This is a genomic window from Gordonia sp. (in: high G+C Gram-positive bacteria), assembly GCF_049647785.1.
Taxonomy (GTDB): Bacteria; Actinomycetota; Actinomycetes; order Mycobacteriales; family Mycobacteriaceae; genus Gordonia.
Genome location: NZ_JBARYI010000011.1, coordinates 1 through 12,296 on the forward strand (window position 1 = coordinate 1; position 12,296 = coordinate 12,296).

Here is a 12,296-nt window from a genome sequence, read left to right on the forward strand (position 1 = left end):
ACATAGTGCGGGAATCGACGCATCATGCGAGAACGGATTGGGGGCGGTGATTCGAGGCCTTGCAATATATGCGTATTGGTGCATATATTGAGGTTATGGGCACTGAGCATGGGCATAGTCATGGCCCCACGGCGGCAGACCTGGCTGGCCCGAACGCGGGGCATCGTCGAATCTGGCCGCTGGCAGTCTCGTTGGGCATCATCGGCGTGTTCTTCATCGTCGAACTGGTTACCGGGTTGATCTCCGGGTCGCTCGCGCTGGTGGCCGACGCTGGCCACATGGCGACCGACCTCGTCGCCCTCACCATGGGACTCGCGGCGCTGCTCCTCGCACGCCACGGGCGCGTCACCGACGGCCGCAGTTTCGGCTGGTACCGCGCGGAAGTGTTCACCGCCGTCGTCAACGCGGCTCTGCTCCTCGGCATTGGTGCCTACGTCCTGTACGAGGCGATCTCGCGTCTCGGCACCGACCCCGACGTCCCCGGCATGCCGATGATCGTCGTGGCAATCCTCGGGCTGATCGCCAACATCGTCGTCATGTACCTGCTGCGGGCCGACGCTGAAGGCTCCCTCGCCGTCCGCGGTGCCTACCTGGAAGTGTTGGCCGACGCGGTCGGCAGCGTGGGCGTCCTGATCGCAGGCATCATCACGCTCACCACCGGTTGGGGCTACGCCGACCTCATCGTCGCCGTCGCGATCTCCCTGTGGGTGGTGCCGCGTGCGCTGAAGTTGGCGATCGCCGCGCTCAAAATCCTGAACCAGCAGGCACCCGCGAATGTCGACGTCGACCTCATCCGAACCGAACTGTCTGCCATCCCCGGCGTCGTCGACGTGCACGACCTTCACATTTGGTCGCTGACGACCGGGATGGACATTGCCGCCGTGCACGTTGCGGCGGTCAGCGACGGGGCGGTGGTCCTGGCGGCGGCGCAGAACGTTTTCGCCGCCCACGGCTTGAAACACGTCACGATCCAAGTGGATCCAGCGGGCGGCGAGGCTGCTTGCGAAAAAGAGATGTCCTGGTAGCTCGAGGTATTCGCGGCCAAGTTCGACCGGCGGCCTACAGCCAGAAGGCGAACAGGCCCATGCCGTATTGGGCAAAGCCGGGATTGATGCCGAAGAGGTCGAAGACGTCATAAACCAGGCCGAAGAAGGCGCGGTTCAAGAATGGGATGAACAGTAGGACGAACACCAGCAAAATGCCGAACGGGGCAATCTTCTGCGCGGACATCCGCACCTCGGGCGACAAGTACGGTTCAATCGCGCCGTAGCCGTCGAAGCCCGGTACCGGCAAGATATTCAACAGCGTTGCCGACAGTTGCAAGAACGCCAATGCGGCGGTCGCCGCCCACAGGTTGCCCGACTGCATCGTCGGATCATTGACTGCCAACGCCGCCAGCAATACCAAACCCAACGTGAAGTTGGTGGCCGGGCCAGCCAGCGACACCTTGGTGCGCTGGGCGTTTGTGAACCCCGCTGTATGTAGGTAGACGGCGCCGCCCGGGAATCCGATCCCGCCCAGGGCGACAATCAGCAGTGGCAGCGCAATCGACAGTCCGGCATGGGTGTACTTGAGCGGATTCAGCGTCAAATATCCGCGCACCTCCACCGACCGATCGCCGTACCGGAAAGCCGTGAATGCGTGCGCGAACTCGTGCAGCGCCAGGGAAATCACCCAACCGCTCAACACGAACAGGAACGCACCCAGATGACCCTGCCAGTTGCGTTCGGTACCCGACTGCAACAGCAGGTAAATACCCAACCCGAAAGCTGCGCAGAGGCCGAGGAACACCGGGCCCGGACGGACCGACTTCAGGGCTGCCGTGGTGGGGGTCGTCATGGTCGCACCAGCCGCCAATCCTCGTGGTGGCGGTAGAACGTCGACCGCTTCACCACCCGATCGGTCAGTTCGCCTTCGCGCTCGACCACCAGATTCAACCCGCCGGTCTGGACGGCGCGACCGGATTTCCAGCCGCCGGGTAAAAAGCGCGCGACGCGGCCGCGGACTCCGGGTTGCACCAGCAGGGGCTGGATCTCGATGGCAGCGACACGCCCATCGGCGATCCGCTCTGAATCGGCGATGGTCTCGCAGTGCAACTTTTCTCCGCCCTGGCCGAGGTGACGGGCGTAACCAACGAGCACGGTGGCGGCATCGTCGCGGATGAGCGGAAGGGTTTGCGCGACGCCGGTCTCCGCGAGCTTGCGCGCAATGGGACCGATCGGCAGACCGTAGTTGATGGTCGCCGGCGTGGCCCGCCACGTCACATAGGCAACTTCGACGTCGAGTCGCTCTAATTTCATCAACGACGCAACCACTCGCGACAGGAACGCATCGGGTGCCATTTCTGAATCGCGGCCCGGCTCGACAATGACACGAATGGTGTCGGAACCGGTGGACGCAGCATCGTCCAGGAGGTCCGACAATCGGCGCGTCAGCGACGACGGAACCTCGTCGCCGGGGCTGACGGTCAACACAATGGGGGTCACCCCGACAAGCGTATACGCGGCTCGTGACCAACAATTCGGGACTTACCCAGTAGGGTAGGCATGTTAGGAGGAGCACCTATATGTCTGCGATTGTGCTCATCGGCGCCCAGTGGGGCGACGAAGGCAAAGGTAAAGCAACCGATCTGCTCGGCGGAAGTCTGCAGTGGGTGGTTCGCTACCAGGGTGGTAACAATGCGGGTCACACCGTTGTGCTGCCGAACGGCGAGCAGTTTGCCCTGCATCTGATCCCATCGGGGATTTTGACGCCGGGTGTGAACAACGTGATCGGCAACGGCGTCGTCGTCGACCCGAGTGTTCTCTTGAGCGAACTCAAGGGGCTCGAGGACCGCGGCGTCGACACTTCGGCGCTCATGTTGTCCGCCGACGCGCATCTGCTGATGCCGTACCACGTGGCGATCGACAAGGTCACCGAACGGTTCCTGGGCAACAGCAAGATCGGCACCACGGGTCGCGGGATTGGTCCTTGCTACCAGGACAAGATCGCCCGCGTGGGCGTTCGTGTCGCCGACGTACTGGATGAGAAGATCCTCACCCAGAAGGTCGAAGCGGCCCTGGAGTTCAAGAATCAGATCCTCACCAAGATCTACAACCGCAAGGGGCTGGACCCGCAGCAGGTTGTTGACGAGACTCTTGAGCTGGCAGAAGGGTTCAAGCACCGCATCGCCGATACTCAACGACTGCTTAATGAGGCACTCGAGCGCGGCGACACCGTCCTCCTCGAAGGCTCGCAGGGCACCCTGCTCGACGTCGACCACGGCACCTACCCGTATGTGACGTCGTCGAATCCGACCGCGGGTGGCGCGGCCGTCGGTGCCGGTATCGGACCCACGCGGATCACCACTGTCCTCGGCATTCTGAAGGCGTACACCACGCGTGTCGGCGAAGGACCGTTCCCGACGGAACTCTTCGACGATTCCGGCGAGTACCTCGCGAAGACGGGCGGTGAAGTTGGCGTGACCACCGGTCGTGCCCGCCGCACCGGCTGGTTCGACGCCGTTATCGCCCGCTACGCAACCCGCGTCAATGGCATCACCGATTACTTCCTCACCAAACTCGACGTGCTGTCGAGCCTGGACGAAGTGCCGATCTGTGTGGCGTACGACGTGGACGGCGAACGTGTCGAGGATTGGCCGATGACGCAGACCGGCATCCACCACGCGAAGCCAATCTACGAGATGATGCCCGGCTGGTCGGAAGACATTTCCGGGTGCCGCACTTTCGAGGAATTGCCGACCAACGCGCAGAACTATGTGCACCGGATCGAGGAACTTTCGGGTGCTCGGGTGTCGTGCATCGGCGTTGGCCCCGGCCGCGACGAGACGATTGTTCGCCACGAAATCGTGTAGCTGGTAATGCCCCGGCGTCCCAACTTCCGGCGCGATTACGGTTCGATTCTGCTTGGTGGGGTCGATGAAGACCCGCATCGGCAGCGGGTCCGGATCCAGTCGCTGCTGACCTCGACGATTGTTATCGCCCAGGTCATCGGCATCGGTATCGCCATCGTGCTGGCCACGGTCGGGATCCCGGATCCGTCGTTCTTGCGCAGAGATCTGGCGTGGGTCAACTTTGTGGCCCTCCCGATCTACATCGTGGTGGGACTCGCTGTCGGGGCGTTCATCGGGACCGTAGCGACGGTTCGCTCCCTGAAATGGGCGATCGAGGATCGGGAGCCCACACGACAGGACGTTCGACGCACGGTAAGGGCGCGTCGCTTTCTCACCGGGCTGCAAGGCCTCCTGTGGGCGGGCTGCGCTCTGCTATTGGGGATTTGGTACGGGATCATCGATCCCGACCTGATCTTGAAAGTGGTGCTCATCGTCCTGATGAGCGGGGTGGTCGTGATTGCGATCGTCAACATCTTTATCGACGTGCTGTTGCGCCCGGTGTACGCGAAAATCATGGAAGCTGGCTTTCGGGTACGGGGCAGTTCGGTGCGTTCGCGGGCATTGAGCGCCTGGATTGTCGGCACCGGCGTGCCGTTGGCTGGCATCTTTATCGTGACGCTCTTGTCGGCCGTCGGCGATCGAGTAACGAGGACCGGTCTCTTCGTGTCGGTCACCGTGTTGGTTTTTGTCGCCGGGGCAATCGGCCTGCTCGCCATGCTGCTGTTCGCCTGGGAGGTGACCGGCCCGATCCGCAATGTGCAGGCCGGCATGGCGAGGGTTCGCGCGGGTGATGTCAGCAAAGACGCCGACCTCGTCGTTTACGACGCCTCCGAACTCGGGGAACTCCAGTACGGGTTTAACACGATGGTTGCCGGGCTCCGGGAGCAGGAGCGGACCCGCGACATCTTTGGTCGCCACGTGGGCCGTGACGTCGCTGCCGCCGCACTCCGCCAAGATCCGGAGCTCGGCGGCGCGGAGCTCACGGTAGCCGTGATCTTCGTCGACGTCATCGGGTCCACTCGCCTGGCCACCGAACGCACCCCGACGGAAGTCGTCGACGTGCTCAATCGCTTTTTCCAGGTGATTGTCGAAGTTGTCGAAGCCAACGGGGGACTGGTCAACAAGTTCGAGGGCGACGCCGTCCTCGCGATTTTCGGCGCACCTTTGCAGATCGGTGACCCGGCAGGTGCGGCACTGTTGGCCTCGCGGCAGGTTGCCGGCCGGCTGGCCGCCGAGGTGCCAGAGTTACAAGCCGGGATCGGTGTCAGCTACGGCAATGTGGTCGCAGGCAACGTCGGCGCCATCCAACGTTTCGAGTACACGGTCATCGGTGACCCGGTGAACGAAAGTGCGCGGTTGTCGGAGGTCGCCAAAGAGGCCCCGGACCTGCCCTTCGCGTCGGCCCGCACGATCGTTGCTGCTAACGCCGATGAGCGGGAGCGGTGGGAGCGGCGCACGTCGGTGACGCTGCGTGGTCGCAGTGAGCGGACGGAGATTTACACTCCGCACGATAGGTAGGATCTGGCACATGGTGTCGAATGTGATCGGGACTCCGCTGAGTCCGACCGCGGTGAAGGTATTGCTCCTCGGATCCGGAGAACTCGGTAAAGAAGTCACGATCGCTTTGCAGCGATTCGGTGTGGAAGTGATCGCCGTCGATCGATATGCGAACGCTCCGGCGCATCAGGTGGCCCATCACGCCGAGGTGATCGACATGACCGACGCTGCCCAGGTTCGCGACGTTATTGCCAAATACCAGCCGAACTATGTGCTTCCCGAGATTGAGGCAATTGCCACGGATGCGCTGGAAGCCGTTGAGGCTGAAGGGCTCTCGGAAGTGATTCCGAGTGCCAAGGCAGTGTCGGCGACGTTGAATCGGGAACGCATCCGGCGTCTCGCGGACGAAGAGCTCGGCCTTCCGACCTCCCCGTATCTGTTTGCCGGATCGCTCGATGAGATGCGGCGTGCCGTCGGCAGCATCGGTTTCCCCTGCGTGGTGAAGCCCGTCATGTCGTCGTCGGGCAAAGGGCAATCCACGTTGCGCGGACCCGCCGACGTTGATGCTGCGTGGGAAACTGCGCGCACGGGTGCCCGGGTCAACAACGATCGCGTGATCGTCGAAGGGTTTGTCGAGTTCGACTACGAAATCACCCTGCTGACTGTCCGCGCCATCGACCCGGCGACCGGGAAACTCACGACCTACTTCTGCGACCCCATCGGGCACCGCCAGGTAGACGGGGACTATGTCGAAAGCTGGCAGCCCCAGCGGATGAGTCAGGCCGCCTACGGCGTCGCGCGGTCGATCGCGGCCCGCATTGTCACCGCCATGGGTAACCCCGACAGTAAGGCGGGCGAGTTCAGCGGCCGCGGCGTGTTCGGCGTCGAGCTCTTCATCAAGGGCGATGAAGTGTACTTTTCAGAAGTCAGCCCGCGTCCGCACGACACCGGTTTGGTGACGATGGCCTCCCAACGACTGTCGGAGTTTGAACTGCATGCCCGGGCAGTCCTCGGCTTGCCCGTCAGTACGTTGATGCGCAGCCCCGCCGCGTCCGCCGTAATCTACGGACAGCACGACGACGTCGCCATTAGGTTTGCCGGTGTCGCGGAGGCGCTCGCGGACCCCGATGTGGACCTGCGCCTGTTCGGTAAGCCGGAGAGCTTTGCTCGACGCCGGGTCGGGGTGGCGGTTGCGACCGCACCCAACACTGCTGCCGCACGCGAGAAGGCCGTGCGGGCCGCCGGTTTGGTGAAGCCGTTGCTCGCCTCAGACGCCGCGGCAACGGGTCCGGATACCGCCGATGCCGAAGCGCCACAGCCGGTGTCGCCGACGATCATGGCGCCGATTCTGCAGCCAACCTCGCCCGCCGATGAAGCCGCAACCGAACTATTGCAGGCACCTGGCCGGCCGTCGGGCCCGCCGATGCCTCGGCCGCCGATGCCGCCCGGGCCGCCCCAGCGACCCGGACCGATGGTGCAGCCGGGGCCACGCGGACCGGTTGGGCCCGGTGGGCAGCGACCGGCAGGGCCGCCGCCGCCCCGACCGGGACAGTTTCCGCCGGGGCCGCGCTAAAGCCGCCTAAACGGGGGATCGGCGGGCCGACTGGATAATCAAGAGCACCAGGAACGGTCCGCCAACCGCGGCGGTAATGACGCCGACCGGCAGGCCTGCCGGGGCAATGGTGCGGCAGACGATGTCAGCGGTCAGGACCATGGCTGCTCCAACGAGTCCGGAGAACATCGGCGTGGGCTGCGCGGTGTGGGCCAGCCGGAGTGCGATTTGTGGGGCGACCAACCCCACAAAGGCGATGGGACCGGCAACAGATACGGCCAGTGAGGCCACCACGACGGCTGCGATCAGCGTGCCATAGGTGACCACTCCCAGGCGGACCCCGAGGCCTTGCGCGATATCGGGTCCGAGGCTGCTGACCGCGAGTGATCGGGTATTTGCCATGCTCCACCCAATCCCGATCACGGCGGCGACGCCGACGGTGATCACCGAACTCCACCCCAGTGACGCCAGTGAGCCGACGAGCCACTTTTGCGCGGTCCCGGAGTCGTGCACGTCCGCGCGCGTCATGACGTAGCCGACGACGGCCTGCATCATCCACGTCAAGCCGACCCCGATCAGGATCAGGCGCAGCGTGCTTGTGATGACTTGACCTTTGGTCCAGGCGAGCGCGTACATCAGCAGGGCGGCAAAGAGTCCGCCGATTAGCGCCGACGTCGGGACGCCGAGCGCTGTGAAAAATGCCCCAAAGCCCGTCGAACCGGAGGTTAACGCGAGGACCGCTCCGGCGCTGGCTCCGGACGTGATGCCGAGCATGTCAGGGGTGGCGAGGGGGTTTCGGGTGACGATCTGGGTGAGGCAGCCCGCTAATGCCAAGGAGAATCCGGCGAGCGAGCCGACGAGAACGCGGGGCAGCACGTCGTCGAAGATCACGATGTTCTCGGCCGTCGTGCCTCCACCGAGAATGATGCGGGCGACGTGGACCGGCGTGGTGAATCCGACCGACAGTCCGATGAGGAACAGCACGCCGGTGGCAACGAGGCCAGCGATCGACCAGCGCAATAGACCGAGCTTGAGCGACCAGCTGGCTTCGCCGATGCGGACGATGCGCGTTCCGGTTCGGAAATCGGGTTTGAGGTCGGTGGTCATACGGCGGACAGCCTCTTTCGTCGAACCATAAGCATGAGGATGGGACCGCCGATGAGCGCGAGCACCACGCTGACCTGTGCTTCGCCCGGGCGTGCGATAACGCGACCGACAATGTCGCAGACGAGGATTAGCAGGGCCCCGGCCAGCGCCGAGTAGGGGATGATCCAGCGGTAGTCGGGTCCGGTGAACGCCCGCGCAATGTGGGGCACCACCAGCCCGAGGAAGACAATTGGCCCACACGCTGCGGTGGCTGCGCCGGCCAGGACAGTGATCCCGAGGATTCCGCTCGCCCGAATGAGGCCGACCCGTCCGCCTAGCGCGGCCGCAATGTCATCGCCGAGGCTCAGCAGATTGAGGAACCACCCGCTTGCGAACGCCAGGATCAACCCGACCACCACAAATGGGAGGGTGGTCCAGAGGACGTCGGCACCGCGACCTGCGACGGCGCCAACGTTCCAAAAACGCCAGGTGTCGAGGGAGGCGCCGTCCATGAGAACGAGGGCCGACGACACCGCGGCTAAGCATGCGCTGATTCCCGCCCCGGCGAGGATCAGCGTCAACGGTGATGCGCCGGTGATAGCGGAGATGCCGAAGACGGTGGCAGCCGCGATAGATGCGCCGAGCAGTGCGAGCCAGGTGGTGGTGAGTTGCCCCGAGGTACCGAAGACAAAGACGCCGGTGACGACAGCGCAGGCGGCCCCGGCATTGATTCCGAGGAGTCCGGGGTCGGCGAGTGGATTGCGGGTGTGGCCCTGAGTGAGGGCACCGGCCGCGCCGATGGCGAGCCCGACGATTACGGCAAGTGCCGATCGGATGAGGCGACTGTGGACTAGGACGTCCAGGCCACCAGCGGTCGCGCTGGCGGGGTCGATAAGAGCGTTCCAGATGTCCGACGGCGCAACGTTGCGGGTACCGATGGCGATGGATGCGACAAAGGCGACGGCGATTGCGGCCACGAGGATGAATGCGCCGATTCCCTTTTTCACAAAGGGTTACCTTACCTAAGTAGACGCCCGGGGTTTCGATCGGGTGGATCAGTAATGTGCCAAAATACGACAGACCTGAGGTATTTCGAGCCAAAATCTGATTGCCGAATCGGTAACGAATTGGCACGGTCGGCTCGATAAACGGTTAAGGGTTGGGCTGGTCGCTCCGACCTCCTGACGAACGGCACGAAAGGCTAGACATGAAGAAGTCCTTGACCCGAGCAGCTGCGGCTGTCGCAGTAGCTGGCGCCGTTGGTGCGGGCACCCTGGTTGCCGCGCCGCAGGCGCACGCAGCTGGCCCCGGCGATCTCCAGCTCATCGGTGGCGTCAACTGCACCTTCAAGCTCTGGGGCCCCAACTGGAACGACGGTCCGGTCTGGCAGATGCACCGCTGGATGGGCGTCCGGAACATCGGCAGCTCCACTATGACCGGTGTCACCGTCAGCGAGATTGGCGGCGCTAACAAGTGGGTCCCCGCCAACAAGACGCTGAAGACCAAGACCGGCGAACTGAAGGCCGGGCAGACGGCTATCACTGTCGATACCAAGTGGAAGGGCTGCTGGCCAGCCTCCATCTCGGGCTACACGATCGGACAGCAGATCGAGAACCCGACGAACAACTTCGGATTCTGGCAGAACGCACGCAACGCTCCCAAGAAGTGAGCTAGCCCGCGCCAATAGTGGCGCGGCACAGCAAAGAGGGAGGGCAACCGATTCGGTTGCCCTCCCTCTTTCGTTAGCCTTTACGCCCCTCTTGTTAGCCGTTAGCTTTGTCGGGCTCGGAAGCGGCGAGCATCTCGTGACGCTCAACCACCTTCACCCGGTCACGGCCCTGAGCTTCGCCCAGCTTGCGCTCATGCTCATCGAGGCGGTACCAGCCGTCCCACGTGGTGAACGGGATCTTCCGCGACTCCAGCATCGCGACGACCGCCTCTTCCGAGGGATCTTCAGCAACATTGAGCTTGTCGGCCAGCATGTCGTCGACGATGCACTGCACGGTCTCGCTGGCATCACCCTTTGTGTGACCGATCAGGCCGACGGGGCCGCGCTTGATCCAGCCCGTGGTGTACAGCCCGGTGACCTGTTCGCCGTCGTCAAAGACTCGGCCGGCCTCGTTGGGGATGACGCCCGCCTGATCGTCGAACGGGATTTCCGGCAGGTTGTCCGACAGGTAGCCGACGGCCCGGTAGACGGCCGTGACATCCCAGTCGTTGAACTTGCCGGTGCCGCGGACGTTGCCGGTGCCGTCGAGTTCTGTGCGCTCGGTGCGCATGCCGACGACCTTGCCGTCTTCGCCCAAGATTTCGGTCGGGTTCTCGAAGAAATGCAAGAACAGCTTGTGGATTGCCCCCTGCTTGGGCTCGCGGATCGCGTAGTTCTCGATGATCGTCGCGACCTGGTCGGTGATTTTGCTCGACCGGCGAGCGACGGTGGAGCCTTCGTCGTAGTCGATGTCCTCGGGAGCGACGATCACCTCGATGTTCGGTGAGTGGTCGAGTTCCTTCAACTCCAGTGGCGTGAACTTGGCCTGCGCCGGACCGCGGCGACCAAAGACGTGCACCTCTAGCACTTTGTTGGCCTTCAATCCCTGGTAGACGTTGTCTGGGATTTCGGTCGGCAGTAGTTCGTCGCCGGTCTTGGCAAGGACGCGCGCGACGTCGAGGGCCACGTTGCCGACACCGATAACGGCAACCTTCTCCTCTTCGAGCGGCCATTCGCGGGAGAAGTCCGGGTGGCCGTCGTACCAGGCGACGAACTCGGCGGCACCGTAGCTGCGTTCGAGGTCGACGCCGGGGATCTTCAGCCCGCGGTCGTCGGTAGCGCCGGTCGAGAAGACGATGGCGTCGTAATGCTTGCGCAGGTCGGCCAGTGTGATGTCGGTGCCGTAGTCGATGTTGCCGAGCAGGCGAACCTGCGGCTTATCGAGCACCTTGTGCAGGGCGGTGATGATGCCCTTGATGCGGGGATGGTCGGGTGCGACGCCGTAGCGGATCAGGCCGAAGGGCGCAGGCATGCGCTCGTACAGGTCGATGCTCACGCCACGAGCGGCCGCGGTGTCGGACTTCATCAGGGCGTCCGCGCAGTAAATGCCGGCGGGACCGGCGCCGATGATCGCGACCCGCAACGGGCGGCTGTTGTCACTCATGTACAGGTGCTTCCTCAAATGATTGGACTCCGGATGTCCTCTACGTTATGTCTTGCCGCGCCGGTCCCAAAATTTTTGGGTGAGGCATGCCTATGTTGAATTCGTTGTGCAATTAACTCTTGACGAATCACCGCGGGTGCCCTTATCTGGCGGGATGGCCGCACAGAAACCACCAGCGGGCGGGCCGATAGACTCGGTTCTCATGAGCCAAGACCAGCCCGAAGTCGACGAATACGGCGACGATGACGACCAGCCACGATCGTGGAAGGCCGCCCTGCCGATGATCCTCGCGGGATCGCTGATGCTGGCGCTGCTCGCCTTCGTGTTGATCGTCGCCCTCGTGAACCCGCCGGACGAGCGACTTAACGACTCCACCCTGGTGCAGCACCGCGTCAACGACATGTACAGCGCAATGGGCACGCTGAACTACGACCAGTACCGAAACTCGTTCTGCCAGGCCGACATCGACTCGCCGGACTTCCCGAAGTCGGTGGCGTTCGCAGACGAGAACCGCGCCCTCAACGACGCCGAAGGCAAGGTTGTCGTCACCAAGATGGACGTCGAGATTGTTGGCACCACCTCGACGGTGAAGTCGTACTGGAACCGGGAGAAGACCGAAAACAACAAGCAGACGACGGACTTGAACTTGGTGAAGGTCGGCGACGACTGGAAGGTGTGCAGCCGATGACCGGAGCGTATCGGGGTGACATGACGTGCACGAAAGCGTGGGAACTGCTCGAGGAAGACCCGGATACGGTCTTGGTTGACTGTCGTACCCAAGCCGAGTGGAGTTTTGTCGGCGTCCCCGACCTGACGTCGATCGGCAAGCGCGCCGTGTTCATCGAATGGATCGACTACCCGGATGGCGCCCTGAACCCTCGGTTTGTGGAGCAACTGCACGAAGCGGGCATCACGCCCGACCACCGGGTGCTGTTTCTATGCCGGTCGGGGCAGCGTTCGATGGGCGCAGCTGAGGCCGCGGTGTCGGCCGGATTCGCCCAGGCGTACAACATTCTGGACGGGTTTGAAGGAGCAACAGACGCAGCGGGTCACCGCGGAGGCGCCGGTTGGCGTGCTGAGTCGCTGCCGTGGCGACAGTCATAAGGAGTTAGTAAGA

General features: G+C 63.6%; 12 protein-coding genes. 7 read left to right on the top strand and 5 right to left on the bottom strand.

All coding sequences use genetic code 11. From position 1 onward, the window contains the following. Positions 1–95 precede the first annotated feature (95 nt). Positions 96–1,025: a cation diffusion facilitator family transporter gene (locus tag WBA38_RS01055; protein ID WP_424293697.1), complete on the top strand. Its 930-nt coding sequence runs from the start codon at positions 96–98 to the stop codon at positions 1,023–1,025. Between the two features lie 34 nt (positions 1,026–1,059). On the opposite strand, the gene WBA38_RS01060 is transcribed toward WBA38_RS01055, so the two are convergent. Both WBA38_RS01060 and WBA38_RS01065 read right to left on the bottom strand, forming a co-directional pair. Beyond that, the gene (locus WBA38_RS01060; RefSeq protein WP_424293695.1) at positions 1,060–1,839 is read right to left on the bottom strand and encodes a site-2 protease family protein; all 780 of its coding nucleotides are present in this window, start codon (positions 1,837–1,839) and stop codon (positions 1,060–1,062) included. Further along, a complete protein-coding gene (locus WBA38_RS01065; protein WP_424293698.1) occupies positions 1,836–2,477 on the bottom strand; it encodes a hypothetical protein in 642 nt (213 codons plus the stop codon). The genes WBA38_RS01060 and WBA38_RS01065 overlap by 4 nt, the downstream gene beginning before the upstream one ends. An 89-nt stretch (positions 2,478–2,566) precedes the next feature. On the opposite strand from WBA38_RS01065, the gene WBA38_RS01070 reads away from it, so the two are divergent. The 3 genes from WBA38_RS01070 to purT are packed head-to-tail and all read left to right on the top strand — an operon-like array spanning position 2,567 to position 6,962. After that, positions 2,567–3,853: an adenylosuccinate synthase gene (locus WBA38_RS01070; protein WP_424321841.1), complete on the top strand. Its 1,287-nt coding sequence runs from the start codon at positions 2,567–2,569 to the stop codon at positions 3,851–3,853. A 6-nt stretch (positions 3,854–3,859) separates the two neighbouring features. Continuing rightward, complete coding sequence (locus WBA38_RS01075) at positions 3,860–5,410, top strand: adenylate/guanylate cyclase domain-containing protein (protein ID WP_424297508.1); 1,551 nt, start codon at positions 3,860–3,862, stop codon at positions 5,408–5,410. A gap of 10 nt (positions 5,411–5,420) precedes the next feature. Then, positions 5,421–6,962, top strand: coding sequence for a formate-dependent phosphoribosylglycinamide formyltransferase (gene purT / locus WBA38_RS01080; RefSeq protein ID WP_424321842.1), 1,542 nt, complete (start codon positions 5,421–5,423; stop codon positions 6,960–6,962). A gap of 6 nt (positions 6,963–6,968) precedes the next feature. Here the strand turns inward: purT and WBA38_RS01085 are convergent, their stop codons facing one another. Together WBA38_RS01085 and WBA38_RS01090 are read right to left on the bottom strand one after the other, a co-directional pair. Beyond that, on the bottom strand, positions 6,969–8,048 hold the full coding sequence (locus WBA38_RS01085) for a FecCD family ABC transporter permease (protein WP_424321843.1): 1,080 nt from the start codon (positions 8,046–8,048) through the stop codon (positions 6,969–6,971). Then, on the bottom strand, positions 8,045–9,034 hold the full coding sequence (locus WBA38_RS01090) for a FecCD family ABC transporter permease (protein ID WP_424321844.1): 990 nt from the start codon (positions 9,032–9,034) through the stop codon (positions 8,045–8,047). The genes WBA38_RS01085 and WBA38_RS01090 overlap by 4 nt, the downstream gene beginning before the upstream one ends. Positions 9,035–9,234: 200 nt before the next feature. Between WBA38_RS01090 and WBA38_RS01095 the strand changes: the two genes are divergently transcribed. Next, positions 9,235–9,696 (top strand): hypothetical protein, encoded by a 462-nt coding sequence (locus WBA38_RS01095; protein ID WP_424297500.1) that lies wholly within the window; start codon positions 9,235–9,237, stop codon positions 9,694–9,696. Between the two features lie 94 nt (positions 9,697–9,790). Here the strand turns inward: WBA38_RS01095 and WBA38_RS01100 are convergent, their stop codons facing one another. Continuing rightward, positions 9,791–11,179 (bottom strand): FAD-dependent oxidoreductase, encoded by a 1,389-nt coding sequence (locus WBA38_RS01100; RefSeq protein WP_424321845.1) that lies wholly within the window; start codon positions 11,177–11,179, stop codon positions 9,791–9,793. Positions 11,180–11,381: 202 nt separating this feature from the next. Here WBA38_RS01100 and WBA38_RS01105 point away from each other — a divergent pair, with 202 nt between their 5' ends. Together WBA38_RS01105 and WBA38_RS01110 are read left to right on the top strand one after the other, a co-directional pair. Next, complete coding sequence (locus tag WBA38_RS01105) at positions 11,382–11,867, top strand: hypothetical protein (RefSeq protein ID WP_424297498.1); 486 nt, start codon at positions 11,382–11,384, stop codon at positions 11,865–11,867. Next, on the top strand, positions 11,864–12,283 hold the full coding sequence (locus WBA38_RS01110; RefSeq protein WP_424297496.1) for a rhodanese-like domain-containing protein: 420 nt from the start codon (positions 11,864–11,866) through the stop codon (positions 12,281–12,283). Before WBA38_RS01105 ends, WBA38_RS01110 begins: the two co-directional genes overlap by 4 nt. Positions 12,284–12,296 lie beyond the last annotated feature (13 nt).